We start from the raw sequence: 22,250 nt of genomic DNA on the forward strand, positions 1-22,250 counted from the left end.
TTAGCTTCGGGCACAAGTATTTTATGATGCGGGCGTGATCCGCCATTGATGTGAGACTATGTTAGAAATTAACGACCTGATTTTTCGCTGGCCCGGAGCAGCCGATGCCACGCTTCATATACCTAAACTTGAAGTCGCCGCTGGTGAGCGGGTGTTTTTACATGGCCCAAGTGGCAGCGGAAAATCCACTTTACTGGGGCTGCTCAGCGGTATAAACAAACCCGAATCTGGACATATTCAATTACTGGATACTGACCTGGCAAACCTCAGCGATGCCGCCAGAGACAAATTCAGAGCCGATCACATCGGCACCATATTCCAGAATTTCAATTTGTTGCCCTATCTCAGCCCAATTGAAAACGTGATGCTGGGGTGCAATTTTTCTAAACTCCGCACTCAGCGCGTCAGTGCTTCTGGTAACACACTGACCCAGCAGGCCCAACAGTTACTGCAAGCGCTCGGGCTGAGCCCGGAAATCATGTTGCGTTCAGTGTCACAGCTCAGTATTGGCCAGCAACAGCGGGTCGCTGCTGCCCGGGCGTTTATCGGTCAGCCTGAACTGATCATCGCCGATGAACCGACCTCAGCACTGGATGCCGACAACCGCAATACCTTTATTGAGTTGCTGTTCCAGCAAGCCAGCCAGTATGGTGCCACTATCCTATTTGTCAGCCACGATAATAGTCTGGCACCTTTATTTGATAAACAATTGAGTCTGGTTGAAATGAACGAGGTGAATCAATGAGGTTAGTCACGTTAGCAACCAAAAGTATGCTCAATCGTAAGGCCAGTGTACTGCTGACCCTGTTTACCATTGCCATCAGTGTGATGCTGCTGCTTTCCATCGAGCGGGTGCGTCAGGAGGCCAAAAGCAGTTTCAGCAATACCGTCTCGGGTACCGATCTGATCGTCGGCGCGCGCAGCGGTGATATTCAGCTCCTGCTTTCCAGTGTTTTTCGTATTGGCCACGCCAACAATAGCGTCAGTTGGGAAAGTTACCAGGATATCCGCGCTCAACGAGGTGTGCGCTGGAGCATACCTATGAGCTTGGGTGACAGCCACAAAGGACATGCCGTGCTGGGTACCGACAGTGCGTACTTTGAACACTTTCGCTATGGCAAAAAACAAAACCTGACCTTTGCCGCGGGCCGCGCGTTTGTCAATGCACAGGAAGTGGTACTGGGCAGCGAGGTTGCCAGTAAAATGCACTACCAGCTTGGTCAGCAAATTGTGATCTCACACGGCATGGGCAATACCAGCTTCCACCATCACGACGATAACCCGATGACCATAGTGGGGATCCTGGCGCCTACCGGTACACCCGTCGATAAGACCGTACACGTGCCCCTGGCGGCTATCGAGGCCATGCATAGCCAGCCTAAATCAGCGCCCCGCATGATAGGTAAGCCGAAACAGTCAACTGATCATAATAATGCGCATGAACACAATCACGGTCATAACCACGGCCATGCAGATGAACATAAGCACGATGACAGCCATGATCACAACCATGCCGATGAGCATGGCCACGGTCATGACAAGCCCGACACCGCCGCTGTCGCTGTGCCAGCCCCCGCACATTTGCACGGCGACCTGATTGGCGCACCAAAACAGATCACCGCGTTTCTGATGGGGCTGGAATCACCGCTCTATACCCTGCAAATCCGTCGAAATATCAATAATTACAAAGCAGAGCCACTATTGGCCATTATGCCGGGTGTTACATTACGTGAGTTGTGGCGTATGTTAGGTCTGGTGGAAAAGATCCTGTTGCTGTTCTCAGGTGTCGTGGTGCTGATCAGTCTGCTGGGTATGCTCACCACCTTACTGGCCACTCTTAACCAGCGTCGCCGAGAGCTCGCCATTTTACGCTCTGTGGGCGCGCGGCCACGGCATATTTTTGCACTCATGACTAGTGAGGCTATCTTGATCACTGCCGCAGGTTGCGCACTGGGCATTGCCTTGTTTTACACGCTGATCGCCCTGGCGCAGGGCACACTGCAGAGCCAGTTTGGGATCAGCCTGAGTATTTCACTGCTCAGTCACTATGAACTGATGTTGATCGGCGTTATTATGGCGGCCGGTACACTGATGGGCATATTGCCTGCAACCCGGGCCTATTTCTATTCGCTCAGCGATGGCATGAGCATTAAGCTATAAGAGGTTTTGAATGACACCATTACGCACTTTTTTCTGGCTATGTACTGCGCTATTGCTCATTTCAGTACAAGTGCAGGCAGGACCCCCGAAAGAAATTTTCTGGGAAGACCTGATCCCTCAGGGCCATGTCCAGATCAGCAATCAGGACGCTGCCTCCAGCCATGATGGCGACCAGCAAAACTGGGTGCAGCCGGACCTGGATGCGCCCGTGGTCAAAAGCCTGGATGGCAAACAAGTGAGCTTACCCGGGTTTGTGGTACCGCTGGAAGGTGACAGTGAAGTGATCACTGAATTCCTGCTGGTGCCCTACTTTGGTGCCTGTATTCACGTGCCACCGCCGCCGCCTAATCAGATTGTCCACGTTAAAATCAAGAACGGCGTGCCCATCGACAGCCTGTATGATGCCATTACCGTGACTGGCACTATGAAAGTTGCAACCTGGAAAGGTGACCTGGCACAAACTGGATATCAAATGGACGCGGTTGGCGTCGCACCGTTTGAACTATAAACGCCGGGTGATGTATCTGAAAGTGGCTCAGAGTTGAGCCACCGATAATGTATCCAATCAGCCTTTAGCAAAGGCAACTTCTGAAATGGAAAGTATCGCACTGGTCGATTGCCGTGTTACAGGTAGACCATGCGGTACGATATGCACCACCCGCAATCTGAGGTGTTTCGCCGCCAGCAAGCGTACGTGCTGGTTTGCCAAGCTGCTTTATCGATTTTTTGTTTAACTGTAGTTTCATAGTTTATTTCCTTATTGGTATCTGTAGTGTGTGCTCGTAGGCACTTAACCACCATTGCACACATTTCAACCAAGTGCAAAGCTACCCCTGCGCCAGCTGTTGGCAAAGTATGCGCATCAACGCAGGATCGTCCTGCATCAGTGACTTAAGCTTATCAACCGGGATCCACATCACTTCACACGGTGTTTCGGCCAGATAATCCAGCGCCGAAGTGCCTGTCAGCAAGGCCGTAACCCCCAAAGCTTCGCCTGGCCCCCGAACAACTGCCTGACTACTCCCGTCAGTGCCGGAGCCTACTTCTCGTACGCTGCCCCGATATATGACCCCCAGTTTATTCAGCGGCTTACCCTGCTTGATTAGAGCCTGCCCGGCATCGTAAATACCTCGCTCCTGACAGCTGCTTATCTGCTCCCGGGTGGTATGTGCTACGCCATGCAGCCAGGGGATCTGCTGATCCAGCTGCGCCGCTTCGGTCTGGCGAAAAATGGACACTTTTTGCAATGCCGCCATACGCTTTTCGACACTTTCGAGCAAACGACTGGCTTCGGGTTTATCGAGCACTGCCAGCTTTAGCTGCTCATTAATCACCGCACGCTCCCGGTTAAGCAGTAATCGGGTAGCCGCCTGGGATTGCAGTGCCTGAACAATATCCGGAAACGTCTCCTGAAGATCATGAATGCGCGCTATGGTCTGAGCAATATTGTCCTCAACCTGCTTACGTACCTGAGCCGCTATTTGTGTGTTTGGCGATAGGGTATCAATGTGACTTTCCAGTGCTTCCTGGGCCTGAATGAACCCCCGTGCCACATCGTATCCCACCACCAGACGCTCAAAATACAACCTCAGCAATGCACGCTCTAACCAGGCACTGCCACGCAGTCGTTCAAGCCAACCCGGTACTTGCCAGGTCGCAAACAGAGTATCGCGCGGCCCAATGCAGGGCTCGCCATCCAGTGCCTGCTCCACGGCTTCAACCAGCAAGTTGGTTGCTCGCTTACCCAGGGTCCCTTGCTCAAACTGTGTCCAGTAGTGTTTTCGCTCCGTCTCCAGCAGGCGACGTAAAAAGGCGGTATTGAGATCGTCCTTATCTATTGGTGTTGCGGCGTCTGACTGTGCCATCGCCCCCAGTTTGACCTGTGCTTTCACCTGTTGCCAATCAGCGCCCCGTAAAAACGGGCTGTCCATCATGGTCGGCAACATGGTTTGCAAGGTATTTGCAACCTGCTGATTGGCTTTGTCCACTGTAGCCTGTTTGGCCGGAGGCAGACTGTCGAGGCGCAGAAACTTCAGCAGCATGCCCATAGTACCGCCGTTAATTAAAATCGTCAGTACCACAATCCCGGCACATAAAAACAACATGCGATCGCTTACCTCCTTGGGGATAGCCTCGCTGGCAGCCACGGTCAGGGCCAGTGCTAATGAGACGGCGCCACGCAGACCTCCCCAGCATAATACACTGGCTTTTTCGAACGTAATACCCACGCCTATACGGCTTAATACAGGTGTAAATACTGTGATGGAGGCCGCCCGGATCAGCATGATCCCCACGTACAAGATACCCAGTGTCTGCCATGCCAAAAGGTCATCCAGCGGCACCCGAATGGCCACCAGGATCCCCACCAGAAGGAAGATACAGGTGTTGGCAATATGTGCCATCATTTCCCAGAAATGATGTAAAAATCCGGCAACCTCAGGGCTTATCCGAGTCCGTCCGACACTCGCCAGCACCAGCGCCAGCGTCACTACTGCCACCACCCCGGATACATGGAACGACTCGGAAATAAAAAAGGCCGAATACGCGGCTGCGATGGTTAGGGTGATCTCTATCATGGGATCATTAAACACCCGATCGATCCACATAATACATAATCCACCCAGCACCAAACCTATCGCCAGCCCGACCAAGACGACCCCGGCAAACTGGCCTACCGCTTGCCAGGGCGAGGCCATCGCCGCGCCTTCACCACCACTGCTGGCCAGCACCCAGACATAAAACAAGCTGAAAAACACAATGGCGGTCCCATCATTAAGTAAAGACTCACCCTCAATCAGGGTTTCAAGGCGTTTGCGCGAGCTCACTTCTTTCAGTAAAGCCACCACAGCCACCGGATCGGTGGCACTGATCAGGGCACCAAACATCAGGCACATGGCCCAGCTCCACTGCCAGTGTTCAGGCACGCTCAAATGCAATAACTCGGCCGTCAGCCAGATGGCCAGCATCAGACCCGGCACAGCCAGAATGGCAATCTGGGTAAACATGCGCCGGAATAAATGCACTTCCATGGCAAAGGCGCTTTCAAAGATCAGAGTAGGTAAAAACAAGAAGAGAAACAGGTGCGGGTCTATGTCGGCCACCAGCGTCAGGGTATCGCCCATCATCTGCATATCGCCGTCAAAGACCTCACCGCGCTGCGCCAGGCCGATGCAGATCCCAATCACCAGTAACGCCACGGTGTAAGGGATCTGGGTGTTTTTCAGGACATGGCGGGTCAGTGCACCAATAAACAGGGCCAGGATCAAAAACACCAGGACCAGAATGCCAGATTCAAACTGCACACCAGCCACCTTAATCACCACGCTCACAATGATGTAAGCTTAGTTCACCCAGGCTGGCCCTGTTAGTTTAAACGTAAAAAACTCAGCGCTCGGTTTTGCCCGGATAATAAATCGTTACCGGCTGTGAGTAATTGGGCACATCATCATAGCTAAACACCGCGTAATACTTAGCAATATCCGGCGTGCCGAAGTTGTCCAACGTATAGTTATCCGGTCCGCCGTACAACTTCACCCCATCAAACGGCGATCGCGGCGGATGAAAACGGTTACGCACCACAAAAAACCCCACCAGATCCTCGTCTGCTTCATTGTCCCAGGTCAGCTTAACCACACCATTTTCGACCTGAGTTTGCAGGTTATGGGGCGCAGCCACCGGATGTTTGCGACGTTCGATATAGTCTATCTTCAGCTGTGCCGGCTGCTGATCCTGACAGTTTGTCCAGTTTACCAGTGCATCGGTAGCCTGCGACTCCGCGGTGGCACGGATAATAAAGTAAAATGGTGTCTGTGCCTGATGCAGACGTTCCAGTTCCTGCAAACTGTAACTATCGAAAATAAAGTGATGTTCAGCACGTTCTCTGAGTTGCTCATTGCTCACCTCATAGCCGATGTATTCAATCTTCTGACGCTGCTTCACATGCTGGTAGTCCACATCTCTGAGCTCCACCAGTTCTATGGTAAAGCGCACATCCCGCGCCGAAGCAATGGAATTACAGCAGCGTACGGTAAGGCAGGCATTGGTAAATACGGTACGATCAACGGGCAAGTCTACATTCAGATCAAACGACATCTGGCCATATACAATATCGCCTTCGGCATCAAAGCCAGACGCCAGCTTATCGGCGACTACTTTGTCTTTGTAAATGGTATTACAGGACAACGGACTCAGAGCAAGCTGCTGCTCAGGTAACTGATACACCAGTTCCAGATTGGGCCGATAGTGCAACCCACTGCCAAACGAGCCATAGCCAATATCGAATTGCATCACCTGAGAGTCTTTGCCCAGCGGCAATTTCTTGGGCCCCTGCAAGCGCAGTAACAACCGTTTTTGCTTGAGCAGCTTGGCCAGCAGGCTGCGCTCAACGCCGTTAAACAGCCATTTCATCCAGATCCCTTGGGTAAGCTTATCCGATTCTATGGTTTGTCCCAACGTATGCAAAGGCTTAGCGTCGGCAATGCAGCTGTAGTCATAGATGTCCTCAACCTGATCTGCATCGAGAATAGCCACCGACCACTCACCATATTTTTCAATTTTGGCAGCCACCCGGTTCATCGGGTAAATAAAGAACTGGGCACTTAATATGTGCGAACCTTCCACAATACTACTGAGATCAAACTGCACCACCCCCATGCTGATCCCACGCTTCTTATCAACCCCGATAAACATGGAGTTATAACCAAAGTGTTCTTTGTTTTTGGCCTGATTATTCTGCGATAAATAACCCACCGTTTCTCGGGAAGGAAACAAGGTACGAGCGCTTTCGGTGCGGCCCAGACGGGTTTTCAGCCTAAGCTCTGGGCTGAATGGCGATTTGATCTTAGTGACCTTGTCTACGGCGCGAATATTGTAAAAATAGCTGTGTCCACTTAGCAGCTGGCGATCGATAAAGCTCTGTGTTTTGGTGATGGCCACCAGAGTTTCTTCACCGCACGGATTCTTATTGTGCTGACTGCGATACAATTCAAAATAAATGTCGTCACGGTCCTCGTACTGCCACTCCAGCTCAACACTGTCATGGGCCACGGATTTGATGGTGAACCCTTCAACCCGCTTAGGCGCCAGCGGCGAGTAATTAATGGCTTCACTCAGAGCGTACTGCACGGCGGGAATATTCTCGGCCACGCTCTCGGACATATTTTTCATGTAATCCGGAATATTACGTGTGCCCACCTCAACCACTGTGGCAATGATCCCTTTGCGATAATAATACTCACGGCCACTGCCATGGATCAGCTGAGCCGGCGGCTTGCCACGGTGGATCCCATATTGACGGCCGGTGACCTTTTTGATTTCGTGGTTCATGTTAGCGCACAACACATTCAGATCCGTGCCTTCGATCTCCACCTCATGATTAAACTTATGCGCGGGGAAAAACACGTTACCCTGCGAGTGGTAATCCAGTGCAATGCGGATATTGTCATGACTTTCCACAAAGTCACGGATAGCACAAGTTTCGGGTTCAGAAAACGCATGAGGACCGCCATAGGTATTCGAGCCGGTATTTTGATTACGCATAAACTTGGCATCAAAGTTACGGTTCAAGTCCACCCCAAAAGTACCATCACCGTTGTTGCGCCGGTTCTTACGCCAAAACGAAAAGTGGTTACGGGAGTACTCAAAGCCATCGGGATTAAGACAGGGCACCATGTACAAGGTATTGCGGGTCAAAGCATGTTGCAGCTTAGGGTTAAAACGATAGTTATCAATTACATACTGAACAAACTTCACCGCCAGCTCGTTGCCTATCCACTCTCTGGCATGAATAGAGCCGGTATACAGTAACGCTGGTTTATCATCGGCATAGGTCACATCCAGGGAAATAGTCACCAGCATGATCGGTCGACCTTCCCAGGTTTCACCTATGCTCTGTAAACGGATCAGATGGGGATGTGCGCTCATGGCGCTTTGCAGGAACTCTATAGTGTCCTGATAGGACGCATATTGGATTTTCATAGCGGTTGCTCAGTTACATAAAACGAAAAGCCATAACCCGGATCAGGCAGCCTGACCCGGTACAGCCAGAAAGCACTAATGTGTGGTCAGCCCGGCAGGCATCACCTGTTGCCAGTGAGCAACAATCTTCTCCAGTTTCTTGTCCTTTAGATTCTTTACAACACATAACTGCTGTGGCTCGGTATTCAAGGCTTCAACCACACCATGTGCGCCAAAGGTGGTCATGATCTCATCGATCATCTTGTCACCTATGCCTTTTACCTGAGCGAGGATCTCCCTGATCTGGGCATCATCAAACACTGGCGCCGGGTAACTGTTGAGCTCCAGACCAGCCTGTTCATCACTGCCCGGAATAGGTTGCAGGGCTTTGGCCTGTGCCGATTTGGCCTGTAGTACAAAGTTGTCTTGTAAATTCCAGATCTCACTTGGCCATTCTTCGATGCGTTGATAATGGGTATCCAGAATTGGAAAGTGTTGTTCATCCATGCCATGGAAGGTCTCGCCACAGTCCTGGCTTGGCGTATAGCTGGAGAACCCAATATGACGCATAGTACGCAGCAAACGCGAATCGATTTTGCCCAGCTCCTCCCAGTTATAAAGAGGGATAGTTGGCTTACGGAAATGACCATCTGACAGTAACCACATCAGATACTGACCAATCCAGTCACGAATATAAGGAAACGCCGCAAATGCCGTGGCGCATTCCAGGATCCGCAGTTTGCCATCTTTACCTAATGCAATATCGCACGCCCAGTACTCAGCATTCGCCGCTTTCGAAGCAGCTGTGGCCAGCTTAAGCACTGATTTTGGCACTGCCTGATAATCCATGCTGCCACCCTGGCTGGTATTGGTCAGCCATTCGCCTTCCGGTGGACGACGCCAGAAAGCGCATACCGGCTTATGGCCTACCAGCATGACACGAATGTCTGCTTCCATAGGCACAAAGTCTTGTACATAAGCCGGGTAGTATTTTTTCTCCGTCAACAGCGCCATTGCTTCGTCATAATTATCCACTTTGTGGACAAAGTAGCCGCCGTAATTTGAGGGACCATAAGAGCGCTTAATGATCTTTGGGTAGGTGGCCTGACTGAGATAACGCTTTGCTTTTTCAGGGACGTAAAAGATTTCGGTATGTGGCGCCGGCAACTTGTACTTACGACAGAAGTGGGTCACGTTTTCTTTTGACTTGTTTGAAAACTGGCTATCCAGTGAGGGTAAAAAACGCACATGTGGCAACGCACGAGCAATTTCGCGGAACGTCTCATACGCTGTCGCAGGAATATTACCGATCAGCACATCGATTTTCTTTTGTTTCACTTCGGCAATAAAACGCGCTTTGTCGTTGCCCCAGTGATATACCACAGTTTCGATTTTATCTGGCCAACCTTTAAAGTTGGATTTGTCGAAAAAGCGTAAGACATAATCCAGATACAGAAGTCCAATCTTTGGGAGTTTGGGTTTTGCAGTCATTGCTCGGGCCACCTTGGCAAAATTAATGGGTTAGTAAAATAAGTCGGTCGCATGGCCATCAGGCCACTTTATGCGTATGCAGGGCGCTTTTTTGGGTCGCTGTGCGCTCGATCAGCTCGACCATGGCATCTATCTTGGCCTGGTTAAAATTGATCCCCAATGCTTCTTGTTCAGGTGTCGCAAACGCAGGAATGGTGTTCACTTCCAGCACCACGTACTCTTCGCGCTCGCGATCGTAGATTAGATCAACGCCGGCAATCTCCAGCCCCAAGGTATTGGCAGCACGGATCGCCAGATCAACCACCTCGTCGTCAGGTTCACGGACAAACACAGATCCACCACTGGTGATATTGGTTTTCCAGTCATCCTTTGGCGCTTTACGGCCATAACAACCGACAAACTTGCCATCCACCACATCAATGCGGTAATCGGTGTTGTCGTAGTCAATAAAGCGCTCCACATAGAAGTAACGTAAGTCGGTACGGCTCAAAAATGGCAACAGCATGTCCAGTGCCTGTTCACTGTCAATTTTGACAATGCCAACACCACCCCAGCCATCGGTGGGCTTGTAGATCAGCTTGCCACCAAAATCTCGTAGTGCCTGTTTCAGGCCATCCATGTCGTTTTTATGGCATAGCCGATAATCCGCCGTGCAAATCCCCTGGCTATTGAGTAAATGAGAAGTGCGGAATTTGTCTTCTGCCAACGCAAACGCCTCGTAGTTATTCAGCGTTGGGATAGCCTGACTCAACGCTTGATAGAGATACACCTGAAACTGAGTTTGCTGGCCTGCGTTGTAACTTAAAAACGCATCCAGCTGTTCCATCACTACGCCATTACAGATGATCTGGCCATCTTTTGCCCGAGCATCACGCAGATTGAGCCCAGTGCTGGTTTGGATCCCGCGTTCGGCCAACGCGTGAACCAGGCGCTGCTCAATCTCGCGCCCTCCACCATTTTCGTACATCCAGATGCCAACGTGCGGTGCCGCGACAGAGCGTGTCATAAAGTATCTCCTTGGTCCTTGAACAGGTGCATAAATTTTGGTCAGGACCGCTATTTTACAGGTCACTGTGTGACAGATTTTTGATCGTTTTTCTGTACCTATCAGGATCCAAAAACTGTTCATAATTCCGTCACCTGACTGTCATCGAAAATCGCCACGATGGGCCAAAATTACCGCAAGGACCTGTTATGGATAGTCTGGATTTTAATGAACTCGCGTCTTTAATTCGTTGTAATTCTTACAGTAAAAATAAAGCTGGTGTGGATTCGCACGGTGAACAGATGATTGAGCTGGCTGCGCCACTGGGATATACGCTCACCCGCTATCAGCGAGAGCATATTGGTGATCATTTATTATTACGTGCACCAAGAGGGGCAGGCAAAAAGATCCTCTTGCTGGGTCATCTGGATACCGTATATCCACCTGATACGTTTGTCGAATTCAGCCAGGACGATGACTGTGTTTATGGTCCGGGTGTATGCGATATGAAAGGCGGTAACTGGGTTGCGCTGAACGCACTGCGTCAGCTCAAACACACCTATGGCAAACTCCATAACATTGACTGGCTGTTGGTCAGCGACGAGGAAATTGGCAGTGACGACAGCAAAGCACTGACGACGAAAATCGCCAAACAGTATGATGCCTGTTTGGTATTTGAAGCAGCAGGAAAAAACCATGAGTTGGTAGTGGCTCGTAAAGGCATAGCCACGTATACCATTACCATTACCGGTAAAGCGGCGCATGCCGGTAACCACTACAGGGATGGTATTGATGCGAACTTTGCACTGGCAAACATGCTGATGGAGATGTCAGCCCTGACCGACCTCAAACGTGGCAGCACCGTCAATGTGGGCAAAATCCACGGGGGCATTGGTGCTAATACCATTTCCCCGTCAGCTACTATGGTGGTAGAGGCGCGTTTTACTAAAGCCTCTGAACAACAGCGACTACTCGAGGGCATAGAAAATATCTGCCTGGCCATTGAAGTCACCGGCGTATCGGTTAAGTTAGAAGGCGGTTTGCAACGTGGCGTCATGGCCCCGACAGACAAACAATCAGCTTTACTGAATGAGATCAATGAGATCCTGGGCTATGAGCTACCTGTTGAGCATCGTGGCGGGGTGTCCGATGCCAATACAGCAGCCGCTACGGGGACGCCAACTTTGGATGGCTTTGGACCCTATGGTGATGGGGATCACACCATTCATGAACGTGCGATCAAATCCAGTTTTGCGTTGCGTATTGAGCAGGTCACTCAGATCCTGGCAAGCCTGTGTTACCAGGCTGAACCGGAAGCTGAGTTAAGCAGTGACAGTTAGCGCTGACACTGGGGGCAATAGACGGTGCTGCGCTGACCCAGGCGGATCTCCTTCAGTTCAGTCTCACAGCTGACACAGGGTTCGCCTTTACGCCCATAGACCAGCAACTCCTGCGCAAAGTAGCCTGGCTTACCGTCGCTTTGCGCAAAGTCCTTAAGGGTCGTCCCACCTTGTTTGATGGCGCTTGCCAGTGTGTCTTTGATAATGGGGGTCAGGCGTTGATAGCGCTGCAAAGACACTTTACCTGCTTCGCGCTTTGGGTGGATCCCCGCTTTAAATAAAGACTCATTGGCATAAATATTACCCACGCCCACCACCACGTGATTGTCCATAATAAACTGTTTAATCGCGACTTTCTTGCCCCGGCTGGCAGCATATAAATGCTCGGCCGTAAACACCTCAGTCAGTGGTTCGGGACCCAACTTTGCAAACACCGAATGCACTTCATCCGGTGATTGCCACAGACATGCCCCAAAGCGGCGCGGATCATTAAGGCGTAAGGCCAGCCCATTTTCAAAATGGAATTCGACGTGGTCGTGTTTCTTTAACGGGCTGTCCTTATCAACCACCCGCAAATTACCCGACATGCCTAAATGCAAAATAGCGGTACCCTGAGCACTCTCAAGCAACAAGTATTTAGCCCGTCGATGCACGCCGTCAATATGCTGTCCTTCCAGCAGGCTCACCTGTTCGGGCACTGGCCAACGCAGCTTACGCTGATGCACTACAACTTTAGTGACAGCTTGATTCAGAATATGGGGTTCAATGCCTAAACGGCTCACTTCTACTTCTGGTAATTCTGGCATTACTTCAACTCTATTGGGGCAAATAATTGTTGTGCCTGGGTTTTGCTCAGGCTGAACCAACGTTGTGATTGTCGGGCAAAAAGATAATAACTTTGCTGGTGGTGGTACAGCTGGTAGCTGACAGGTAGTTCACTGCCAGCCAGCCAGAACTGAGCCACGCTCAGTGCCGCACTGACGGGCAATCCCGGGCTGTCAGTCAATATCAGTTCACTTTCCTGCCACTGGGTAACTAACGCGTCCAGTGCGGCGGGCTGCGCCTGCCAGCTTGCCTGCGCATCAGCACTGAGTCGCCAGGAGGTGCCAATACGCTCAATCTTGTAACCCGGAAAGCCCAGCGCCAGCACAAAACTCTGCTGCTCAAAAAGCGGCATACTGCCCGTTTCCTCGACGGACGGATTCATTTTCTGATGAATCCCATTGAGAAAAAAGATCATGATCAACATGGAGAAGATCACCACATTATTCCAGGCCTTACGACTCAAACGCATAACTGCTCCACTGCTCGTTCATACCCGAGATCTGACGGGTTCATTTTGACCCCGAATTTTATCCCTCACGTCGTGGTAAGTACACTTAGATCCGAAAGAAGCCAATATTTTTACCCAACACGCCGGACATTTCTGTGAGCTTACTGGTTGCCTGTTTATTGTCGTTCAACGCACTCATCGCATCCTGAGCGGCCAGTGTGATCTCTTCCATGTTCGATGCCACTTCATTGATAGCCGAGGCCTGTTGCTGAGCGACGCTGGCCACTTCTCCCACCTGAGACAAGGAGTTCTGTGCCTGCGTATCTATTTGCTCCAGCAGCTCGGTGGCTTCAAACGTCAGGGTACGGCCATGCTCTACCTGAGGCTGGGTTTTTTCCATCGCTGCCACCGTGGCAGAGGTTTCACTTTGTACCTCCCGGATCATGGTTTCGATCTGATCTGTGGCTTCAAAGGTTCTACGCGCCAGCTGGCGTACTTCGTCAGCAACCACCGCGAAGCCACGGCCAGATTCACCAGCCCGTGCGGCTTCAATTGCGGCGTTCAGTGCCAGCAGGTTGGTTTGCTCAGAGATGCCACTGATCACATTGGCAATGCCGCCGATCTGCTTGGTCTGCTCAGCCAGTTTCTGGATTTGTGACACCGTGCCATCCACCGTCTGCGCAATAGTATCCATTGCCTCAGCAGTATTACGGATTGCCTGGCGTCCCTGATCAGCGAAGGTGACCGTTTGTGTGGAGTTTTCTTCTGTTTGCTTGGCGATATCACTCACCCGCATCATGTTTTCTCGCAAAGAGTCGAGCATATTTGCAGTATTACTGGTGGCCTCCGCCTGATGCTGTGCTGCGTCATAGATCTCACCGGAAGCCCCCGACACAGTCGAAGCCTGAACAGACAGCTGTTCAGACACCTCTTTAATACTGGTCACAATACGGGTTAATTCACCGGACATCCGACAGACAGAATCTAACATACTGTCTGGATAATCGGTCTGGATCTGACCCGTCAGGTCGCCTCCTGAAATGCGTGTCACAGCGGCGGCTGCATCCTGTGGCTCGCCACCCAAAGAACGCTGAAAACTGCGCTCAATAGCCCATCCCACCAGCACACTAATGGCAACAGCGATAACGGTAAACCACAACATAAGCTGCGAAAACCCGCCAGCGGCTTCTCGCGCTGCCGGCGTCAGTGTTTGATTTTGCTGCTCCTGATAGTCAATAAACTCGTTAATAACGTTGAGCCAGGTCATAAATGCCGGACGGGCTTCATCCAGCACCAGCGCATCAACAGGCTGACCAGCTTTTTTATTGCTGAGTATGGTGCGGATCAGCGGCAGTGTGCTGGATTCAATCCGTTCGATCCGAGCCAGGATCTCCCGCTCTCGGGCGCTAAAGTGTCCGCCGGAGTTAATCATTTGCGTCATCTTAGCATCTGAGTCCTGATAGAAACGTGCCAGCTGATCGATTTCCCGTTCATATTCAGCCACCTCTGACGCGCTTCTGGCGATTGCCACGTCACGAATGGCAATTGCTCTGTCATGTACACTGCCCCGAAAGTTAATGGCGTAGCGTTGCTTAACTGAGTTGACATCGGTGATCTCTGTTAATGTATGATCGATAAAGGCCACCCGATTGCTGCCAATAATGGTCATCACTACCAGCAGCGCCAGCGCAATACCAAACCCCACTATAAGTCGGCTTTTCACCGACAATCCCATTAACCACTGCACCATATTGTGCCTCCATGATAGCAACATATTGAAAGTTCTAAGTTAGTCGTAGGACTTCACGCTGTAAAGTTGAATAAATAAATTATCATCATAGAAAAAACAATACACTGGTAACTGGTGGAGGTTTACTTGGCCAAACGTAGCATGACATAACGACTGCATCAGCATGAAGCGTGGAACTCGAGGTAAAACGTACGCTCAGAGTAAAAATAAAACGGGCGTACACATGGCTGGTTCAAATTGGGTATAATTGGGGGCAATTACACAAAGCATTTAATCGACACTTAATTCAAACGAAGTTAAGTGTGTCAGGAATTTAACATGAACAAACGGATCCTTTCTCTGCTTATCTGTACATTGTCAGCAACAGCACACGCAAAGCCGCTATTTACCCCACCAAAGTTGACAGACAACGCCAATACCAGCGATTTCGTGGAAGCCAAAGACGGTAGCCGCAATGAAGCCTGGGTAAATTCAGATTTTATGGTCGGACTGGATGGTAAGCCGACACATATTTTACTCGAGTCTGAGGATCCCAGATACTTTGGTAGAACCGAGTTGTACCTGAAGCAACTAAACTACACTGTAGCCAGCCTGAATGGAGAAAAAATAGCATCCTCATCACAATTCTATTTACGGCACTATAAAACCTTCACGAGGCACTCAAACAACAACGTATCCACTACCTATACCAAATACTTTGATCAAACCAAACAATTAATCGTCGGGAATAAATTGAGCGAAGCCAAACCTGCGCTGGCTGAGCTGACCGAAAAATATACCAGAAATATCGCTGAGCAAGCATATACAGCCTGGCTATCCAGTGCTTATTTTTACAATATTCAGGACTGGCACAATTACGAGCTACAACTTCGCAAAGCGACAGACATGCATCGTTTTTTAGAACCCGATCTTGCTCTGATGTCGATGCAAAGCCTGATGAACCTGGAGCTTTACAATAAGCAATATGGTAATGCGCTGCATACACTGCTAAAGATGCGCCACATCAAGAACAAACAGTTATCTAGGCAGACCGTCACTGAATTTAAAACGCAACTTAATGAACAACTGGCGGCACAGCCAGTCAATACGGTGAAATCGAAGCTGGTTCAGTCGCGCACCTGGCGTCATTTTCTTAACCGCAGTACATTTTCACTCAGTGCAGACAATGGCAGCCTCAGTACTGTGGCCTTATATTGCCAAAATGGTTACCAGCGCTTTAGCGAGCTTCCCGTAAACAATTATCAGGTGCCAGAAGCTTACGGCAGCTGCTATCTGGCGGTGCAAGGTGAAACAGATACCCAAATCACCTATCGCGAAGAGGGTGATGCCCGCTTTGGACTTTATCTGTAAATTTGGCAAAAAAATGAAAAATGAGTGATCCAGATAAGCGGACTAATCGTTTTATAAGCTGAAGGGTTCGCAGTACGGTGTACTAAACAATCCCCTTCGCGACGGCACTGATAAACGCGCACATTAAGTGCGCGTTTTCTCTTCCTTAACCCTCTTTCTTATTTCAGGTCAGTTAGCCCTTCACATAGTTCGCCCTGCAGTACTTGCGAGTCGGCACAAAACGCTTTCAGCTGGTTGACGAAAATCTGCACCATAGCCGGCGGTTTTCGTGTATTTGCCCACAGAGCATATACCGGACGCATGTGTTGCCATTCGCCAAGATAGTGAAATGGCTGATCCAGCTGTGCAACTTCTGTCATAGGTAAAATGGCCGCACCTAACCCGGATGAAACCATTTGCCTGGCCAGGGTGATATCTCCCACGTATGAAACCTGATCAAAACGCGCTAATAGTGATCGCCAGGAGGGTGAATCCGGTACTTGCTCCGCTTTAAAGGGCATAAACAAAGTGCTTACTTCGTCTGCCTGCGCTGATACCACACACTTGACCCCAATCTGGCCTACCCGGGTATGAAAACAACTGGAGTCTTGCAATGTGCCCACCCGGATGATCACGTCAAATCGCTTCTGACTCATTAGTACATTGGTATTATCTGGCTCAATATGGAGTGTTAGATCTGGATAAGCACGCTGAAAAGACTCAACCACAGGATACAGCGGGCCATTGATCAAATTCTGCGGACACAACAAATGAAACGCTCTGACCTGCGGATTAAGTAACTCAGTGCATTGCGCGTTCAGTGCTAATAGTTGTGTTGCGACCTTATCATACACCGCATGTCCGTGAGACGTGAGCATCACGCCCCGTGCGGAACGGATCATCAGGCTGTACCCAAGCCTGGCTTCTAACCCGGCGAGGCGTTTCGACAACGTCGGCGCACTGAGTGCTAACGCCTCTGCCGCTTTGGCAAAACTTCCACGCCGGGCAACTTCGACAAAGAGCAAGAGATCATCGAGCATAGGGATTTCCTTAATCTTACCTTTCGATTTCTGATATTCCGCTTTTTTCGACGGCGGATATGATGGGTGGGTAACCAAGGAGCCAAGATGCAAAAACTGATATTTACGACCCTCTTTTCATTCTGCCTGTCTGCATTGGTATCAGGCTGGGTCACGTACTTAAATCTGGGCATTAGCGCCAGGTTTGTACCGCACTGGTTCAGCGCATTTTTACACGCCTGGCCTGTAGCGCTGGTCACCGCATATCTGCTAAGCGGCCCTGTTCAAACACTTACACACTGTATTCTGGAGATTTTCAATGACAACTGACAATGCACCTAATAACCAGTCCCAGCACAATGGCACCGTCAATCTGGTCGCCTATATTAATCCAAAACCCGACTGCTACCAAGATTGTAAAGCGGCGCTTGAGGCAATAACCGAAGTGACCCGACGTGAACCTGGCTGTCAGCGATTTGAGCTTTATGAAAACAAGGAAAAAACACAGCTTATGCTCATTGAGCGATTTTCACAGCGCCATGACTTTGATTTCCACCATGCCCAGCCATATACCCAAAAAGTCTATCAACTTTATGAGCAGACTCTGGCAACTCCCGTTGAGCTGCACTTTATGACTCAGCTTGACGTGTAAGGCACACGAAAATGCCCGCAAAATGCGGGCTTTTGCCTGAGTTTATTTTTGGTCTGGCCTCAGTTGCTCAATCACCTGCGCATCCACCCAATAGATATCCCCTTCTGTGGACGCGACATTGCGGTTAAAGAATAAATACTTGCCATCGGGGCTTACACTGGCTGAAGCCTCTCTGCCGGAGGTATTCACTTGAGGCCCTAAGTTTATCGCCTTACCCCAGCTACCGTCTTTTTTTCGAAAGCTAATATATAGATCGCTATCGCCATACCCCTCTTCTCGCTGACCATCCCAGATAATGTAAGAGTCATCAGGGGCTATAAACGGATGTGCATTGTACTTGCCTGTATTGATCTCAGGGCCCAACGCAACGGGAGGCTGTCGCTGGCCATTAACCACTTCAGAAATTCGGATGATATCCCCACTTTTGTAGTCGTCCAGAATATAAGTCCCTTTGCTCGAGGAAGTCAGACGCATAATCCCCCAATCATTGCGGTCAAACATCGAGCCTAGCACTTGCAACGACCCCCAACCACAAGCTGTGCGCTCCATATAATATTTTCCAAGATGCATGGTTTTTCCGTCCGGAGCCAGAAACGGACGTCCTACCCGTGGGCCCACTACCTGTTCATGCCACTGATTGTTCTGCTGGACATAGGACATTAAGGTCCAGTTACCTGTGTCGTTATCCCTGCGAGTGAAATAGAACTCCGTCATATCAGGCGAAAAGAAGGCATTGTAATCTCTGTGTTTGGAAGAAACCGCCCCTGGAGCAAATATCTGTGGAACACCACCCGGTTTTTTTTGCCCCAGATAGGGCCCGGTGAGCGAGTCTAAGGCCGGTTTGGCCTGATTCTCTGTACTCATTAGTGATGCTGACATCAGCACCATCAGTAAAGTGATTGGCTTCATAATAGTAAAACTCCTTTGGCTAAGCCGCGATAATTGATACCAGCTCAGCGTAAAGAATCCACTGGGTATAACATGAAGTTAGACTGATGTTTCGCTGAAATAATTAAAAAGCAATTAAATCAATAGATAAAAATTAATATACTTGCAGGCTGCGTGTATTACTCAGCTCAAAAACGTCGGGATACAGAGCGCTGGACTATTTGCGATAGCTGCCATAGCAGCTAGTAGGTATGACGCATATTACTCGGTAAACCGAGCTACATTTATTGATGATTTCCGTCCATTCATTAAGACCTGAGCGGGTTATCATTGCGGTAAACTCAAGATACCCGCGATTGCTCTTAATAGCTCAGTATTTGGCGCAATAAAATACCAGACTCACAGCTCGGTACGACTTCCCGAATACTGAAAGACCGCTTCTAACGGCTTGCCAAATACCTGTGCAATTTTAAAGGCGACTTCCAGTGATGGTGAGTATTTTGCCGCCTCAATTGCCATAATAGTTTGCCGGGTCACACCAACGCGCTCTGCCAGTTCCTTTTGGGTCATCTCACCTGCCATAAACCTCAGGGTTCTGATTTGGTTTGTGATAGTGCACTCAGCCATAACGTGTCACCATACGGTTTCTGATCAGCTGAGTAGCGTAATTAACCAATTCAGCCAACAAAAAGGCGCCAACCATGATGTGTAGCGTGAAAAACGGCAACGGCGCACGCTCGGCAAACCCCATACCGTTTTGCTCAAAAGCATATTGACCAATCGCAAAACAGACCCCGGCCTGAAGCGTCCATAACGCATATTTATTGCCCACCAGCGACACCTGTTTTTCTCGCTCATCCATAGGCTGATCGACTTCGCCATCACTGACCAGCTCCAGCAGTAGCTGACTGACAATAGACAAAGCAATCGAAACACCCACAACCTTAACGAGCAGTTGGGATATCCAAACCCCACTGGCGAGCTGTTCTGCTGTAGCCATCACCAGACTGGAGGCGTAGAAATAGACCACAGCCCCCGTCACCAAAAGATCTAGGGTCAAAGTCAGATCCCGAAAGCTCAGCGAGTCGAGCAGCGCCTTGAGCACTTTCAATTTTTCATTGCTTGTCATGACTACCATCCTTAACTCAAAGTAAAAAATCTTTGACTTTATACTGGTCAAAATTCCAACCAATGTCAAATATCTTTTACTTCTAGTTATAAATGCATGACATCACAGCCCTGGTGGGCGTCATCGCTCATGCGGAGTTGAACATTCAAAGTCTCAATAAACGGGCCTGAGTTCGTCGATGATTTTTGCATCGACCCAGAACAAGTCGGACTGCGCTTCGCCTGTTTCTCCTTTAGACTTAACCATTCTGTTGAAAAATAAGTATTTACCATCTGGCGTCACCTGAGGTCCCCCTTCTTCGGCGGCGGTATTGACCCGCTCACCCAGGTTAATCGCCTCACCCCAGGCGCCATCAGGCTGTCGAAAGCTGATATAAAGATCGGAGCTGCCAAACCCCTGCTCCCGCTCACCATCCCACATAACATAAGACTCGTCGGGTGCAATAAACGGATGGGCATTCCACTTACCGGTATTAATTGCCTTGCTGAATGCTTTTGGCGCCTGCCATTCACCCATATCCCAGTTTGCATACCTTAATATGCCATTTCCGTCGCGGGTAAACTCGTCGAACACCAGGGTGCCCTTGCGCGACATTTTAAGACCCATCATAGGGATTTCATCAAATGCGGGACCGAGCTTTTTCATTTCAGACCACCCGTCTGAGGTGCGCGTTTTATATTGCTTGCCGTAAAACACCCTTTGACCATCCGGGCTGTAATATGGCGCACGACCGGTTTGCTTGGTCACGACTTTTTGCCAGCCTTCGGCGACTCTTTTGAATACCACGGACGTCGTTTCACGCTGGCCTTTGTTCACCCGCCATCGGGACACATAAAGCACTTCTTTATCCGGCGCAAAATGTACCGCATCTCCCCAGTCGGGCGTCGACACTAACCCAGGGGCAAACACTTTGGGCGTAAGTCCGGGAGGGTTTTGGCCCAGATAAAGGCCGTTCAATCCGGGCAGCACACCTTGAGCATGGCTGTTGCTGCACAGCAACAAGCCCATAACGGGCACAAGCAACTTTAATTGTTGAGGCGTCATTCTTTATTCTCCAGATAAATGAGTGATATCAGCCCTGACATTACCCATACCAGAGTCAAACACTGGATTGGGGTGTGACTTCTCACTGATTTTATTCTTCTAATAAATTAAAAATATATTTATCAAAGCTTTAACTTGGCTTGGGGTGAGATTTCTTGAGTCATAAGTAGAGTAGGTCAGGTGTGATTAGCAGCCGCTGTGTGGCAGATAAACCGCCCCAGAAGGTAAGTAAGTACCGTGATATCAGCGGGTTTTTCATCTACGCTTTACAGACAGTAGATTGGGTAACTCTGTTATGAATGCGTCTATTTTCGTCCAAATTGCGGCCTACCGGGATCCTGAGTTACTGGCAACCATAAAGAGTGCTGTCGATAATGCGAGCGACCCGCAGCGGCTTGTTTTTGGTGTGTGCTGGCAGTATATCCCCGGGCTGGATGAGTACTTGTTGTTCCCCTCTGAACTTGATGCCGATATCAGACTGGTTGCGGTGCCCGTTGAGCAAGCGCAAGGCGTATGCTGGGCACGCCATGTGGCGCAAAACTTATATCGTGACGAAGATTATGTACTCTCCATAGACAGCCACACCCGATTCGTCGCTAACTGGGACAGGCTTATGATAGAAGAGTTAGCACGCTGCCCGAGTGACAAACCCATACTCACCACCTATCCAGCCCCTTTTCGGGCGCAGACATCCCTCGCAGATACGCCCATTGCCCGATTAAAAGTGGGGCCAGTCATGGATGGCAGTGTCCGTTTCGAGCCGTTTTTTGACGCTGATTCGGCACAGCACACAGGCCCCATTGCCAGTCACTTGTGTGCCTGTGGTTTTTACTTCGCGCAAGGCCAGCTCAATCACGATTTACCGATAGACCCTGTCATGTACTTTAATCAGGAAGAATTTACCCACTCGCTCAAACTCTGGACCTTAGGATACGATTGCTTTATCCCGTCTCAGCACTTGGTATTACACCAGTACGGTAAAGAGAAACCCGTATTCGAGCAGCATGTACACTGGAATGACGACGCTAAATGGGTAGCGCTGAATACCCGTGCGCAGATCCGCCTGCGTGCATTGATTGAAAACACCTTTGACCCGGCCCATGACAGTTTTCCTGTCGAGTACTTCCCGCTGGGCAAGGCCCGAACAACCTCGCAATACTTGTCATTGCTGGCACTCGAATACCGGGATGGCGAGCTTTTCCCCCTGGCCAAAGAAACGCAGGCGACGCGTTAGA

At 50.0% G+C, this 22,250-nt stretch carries 21 protein-coding genes; 8 read left to right on the plus strand and 13 right to left on the minus strand.

Features of this window, described 5'->3' with window-relative positions; genetic code table 11:
- Positions 1–58: 58 nt before the first annotated feature.
- From CWB98_RS09355 to CWB98_RS09365, 3 genes are read left to right on the plus strand one after another with little or no spacing between them, the layout of a single operon-like run.
- Positions 59–745, plus strand: a complete 687-nt coding sequence (locus tag CWB98_RS09355; RefSeq protein WP_138544625.1) for an ABC transporter ATP-binding protein — start codon at positions 59–61, stop codon at positions 743–745.
- On the plus strand, positions 742–2,160 hold the full coding sequence (locus CWB98_RS09360; RefSeq protein ID WP_138544626.1) for an ABC transporter permease: 1,419 nt from the start codon (positions 742–744) through the stop codon (positions 2,158–2,160). Before CWB98_RS09355 ends, CWB98_RS09360 begins: the two co-directional genes overlap by 4 nt.
- A 10-nt stretch (positions 2,161–2,170) precedes the next feature.
- Positions 2,171–2,668: a DUF3299 domain-containing protein gene (locus tag CWB98_RS09365; protein WP_046005369.1), complete on the plus strand. Its 498-nt coding sequence runs from the start codon at positions 2,171–2,173 to the stop codon at positions 2,666–2,668.
- Between the two features lie 64 nt (positions 2,669–2,732).
- On the opposite strand, the gene CWB98_RS23935 is transcribed toward CWB98_RS09365, so the two are convergent.
- The 5 genes from CWB98_RS23935 to CWB98_RS09385 all read right to left on the minus strand — a co-directional run bounded on the left by CWB98_RS23935 (position 2,733) and on the right by CWB98_RS09385 (position 10,612).
- A complete protein-coding gene (locus tag CWB98_RS23935) occupies positions 2,733–2,906 on the minus strand; it encodes a hypothetical protein (RefSeq protein ID WP_171039557.1) in 174 nt (57 codons plus the stop codon).
- Positions 2,907–2,987: 81 nt separating this feature from the next.
- On the minus strand, positions 2,988–5,462 hold the full coding sequence (locus CWB98_RS09370) for a cation:proton antiporter (protein ID WP_138544627.1): 2,475 nt from the start codon (positions 5,460–5,462) through the stop codon (positions 2,988–2,990).
- A gap of 82 nt (positions 5,463–5,544) precedes the next feature.
- Positions 5,545–8,136, minus strand: coding sequence for a M14 family zinc carboxypeptidase (locus CWB98_RS09375; protein WP_138544628.1), 2,592 nt, complete (start codon positions 8,134–8,136; stop codon positions 5,545–5,547).
- A 75-nt stretch (positions 8,137–8,211) separates the two neighbouring features.
- Positions 8,212–9,606, minus strand: a complete 1,395-nt coding sequence (locus tag CWB98_RS09380; protein ID WP_138544629.1) for an ATP-grasp domain-containing protein — start codon at positions 9,604–9,606, stop codon at positions 8,212–8,214.
- 58 nt (positions 9,607–9,664) lie between these two features.
- Positions 9,665–10,612 (minus strand): ATP-grasp domain-containing protein, encoded by a 948-nt coding sequence (locus CWB98_RS09385; protein ID WP_138544630.1) that lies wholly within the window; start codon positions 10,610–10,612, stop codon positions 9,665–9,667.
- A gap of 188 nt (positions 10,613–10,800) precedes the next feature.
- Between CWB98_RS09385 and CWB98_RS09390 the strand changes: the two genes are divergently transcribed.
- Entirely contained in the window at positions 10,801–11,931 is a 1,131-nt protein-coding gene (locus CWB98_RS09390; protein ID WP_138544631.1) for a M20 family metallopeptidase, read from the plus strand.
- On the opposite strand, the gene mutM is transcribed toward CWB98_RS09390, so the two are convergent.
- From mutM to CWB98_RS09405, 3 genes are all read right to left on the minus strand, one after another.
- Positions 11,928–12,737 (minus strand): bifunctional DNA-formamidopyrimidine glycosylase/DNA-(apurinic or apyrimidinic site) lyase, encoded by an 810-nt coding sequence (gene mutM, locus CWB98_RS09395; protein WP_138544632.1) that lies wholly within the window; start codon positions 12,735–12,737, stop codon positions 11,928–11,930. The two genes, CWB98_RS09390 and mutM, sit on opposite strands and share 4 nt — an antisense overlap.
- On the minus strand, positions 12,737–13,225 hold the full coding sequence (locus CWB98_RS09400) for a hypothetical protein (RefSeq protein WP_138544633.1): 489 nt from the start codon (positions 13,223–13,225) through the stop codon (positions 12,737–12,739). The genes mutM and CWB98_RS09400 overlap by 1 nt, the downstream gene beginning before the upstream one ends.
- Before the next feature lie 85 nt (positions 13,226–13,310).
- The gene (locus CWB98_RS09405; RefSeq protein ID WP_138544634.1) at positions 13,311–14,954 is read right to left on the minus strand and encodes a methyl-accepting chemotaxis protein; all 1,644 of its coding nucleotides are present in this window, start codon (positions 14,952–14,954) and stop codon (positions 13,311–13,313) included.
- A gap of 318 nt (positions 14,955–15,272) precedes the next feature.
- Here CWB98_RS09405 and CWB98_RS09410 point away from each other — a divergent pair, with 318 nt between their 5' ends.
- The gene (locus CWB98_RS09410) at positions 15,273–16,304 is read left to right on the plus strand and encodes a hypothetical protein (protein WP_138544635.1); all 1,032 of its coding nucleotides are present in this window, start codon (positions 15,273–15,275) and stop codon (positions 16,302–16,304) included.
- A gap of 158 nt (positions 16,305–16,462) precedes the next feature.
- Here the strand turns inward: CWB98_RS09410 and CWB98_RS09415 are convergent, their stop codons facing one another.
- A complete protein-coding gene (locus tag CWB98_RS09415; RefSeq protein WP_138544636.1) occupies positions 16,463–17,323 on the minus strand; it encodes a LysR family transcriptional regulator in 861 nt (286 codons plus the stop codon).
- Between the two features lie 87 nt (positions 17,324–17,410).
- On the opposite strand from CWB98_RS09415, the gene CWB98_RS09420 reads away from it, so the two are divergent.
- A complete protein-coding gene (locus CWB98_RS09420; RefSeq protein ID WP_138544637.1) occupies positions 17,411–17,632 on the plus strand; it encodes a DUF2798 domain-containing protein in 222 nt (73 codons plus the stop codon).
- Positions 17,622–17,954: a putative quinol monooxygenase gene (locus CWB98_RS09425; protein WP_138544638.1), complete on the plus strand. Its 333-nt coding sequence runs from the start codon at positions 17,622–17,624 to the stop codon at positions 17,952–17,954. Before CWB98_RS09420 ends, CWB98_RS09425 begins: the two co-directional genes overlap by 11 nt.
- Before the next feature lie 42 nt (positions 17,955–17,996).
- Here the strand turns inward: CWB98_RS09425 and CWB98_RS09430 are convergent, their stop codons facing one another.
- The 4 genes from CWB98_RS09430 to CWB98_RS09445 all read right to left on the minus strand — a co-directional run bounded on the left by CWB98_RS09430 (position 17,997) and on the right by CWB98_RS09445 (position 21,015).
- Positions 17,997–18,863, minus strand: coding sequence for a PD40 domain-containing protein (locus CWB98_RS09430; RefSeq protein ID WP_138544639.1), 867 nt, complete (start codon positions 18,861–18,863; stop codon positions 17,997–17,999).
- Positions 18,864–19,241: 378 nt separating this feature from the next.
- Positions 19,242–19,469, minus strand: coding sequence for a helix-turn-helix transcriptional regulator (locus CWB98_RS09435; protein ID WP_138544640.1), 228 nt, complete (start codon positions 19,467–19,469; stop codon positions 19,242–19,244).
- On the minus strand, positions 19,462–19,971 hold the full coding sequence (locus CWB98_RS09440; protein ID WP_138544641.1) for a hypothetical protein: 510 nt from the start codon (positions 19,969–19,971) through the stop codon (positions 19,462–19,464). The genes CWB98_RS09435 and CWB98_RS09440 overlap by 8 nt, the downstream gene beginning before the upstream one ends.
- A 153-nt stretch (positions 19,972–20,124) precedes the next feature.
- Positions 20,125–21,015, minus strand: coding sequence for a PD40 domain-containing protein (locus CWB98_RS09445; RefSeq protein WP_138544642.1), 891 nt, complete (start codon positions 21,013–21,015; stop codon positions 20,125–20,127).
- A 295-nt stretch (positions 21,016–21,310) separates the two neighbouring features.
- Here CWB98_RS09445 and CWB98_RS09450 point away from each other — a divergent pair, with 295 nt between their 5' ends.
- Entirely contained in the window at positions 21,311–22,249 is a 939-nt protein-coding gene (locus CWB98_RS09450) for a GlcNAc-transferase family protein (RefSeq protein ID WP_138544643.1), read from the plus strand.
- The last annotated feature ends 1 nt before the right edge of the window (position 22,250 follow it).

This window comes from Pseudoalteromonas rubra, assembly GCF_005887115.1.
Lineage (GTDB): Bacteria > Pseudomonadota > Gammaproteobacteria > Enterobacterales > Alteromonadaceae > Pseudoalteromonas > Pseudoalteromonas rubra_F.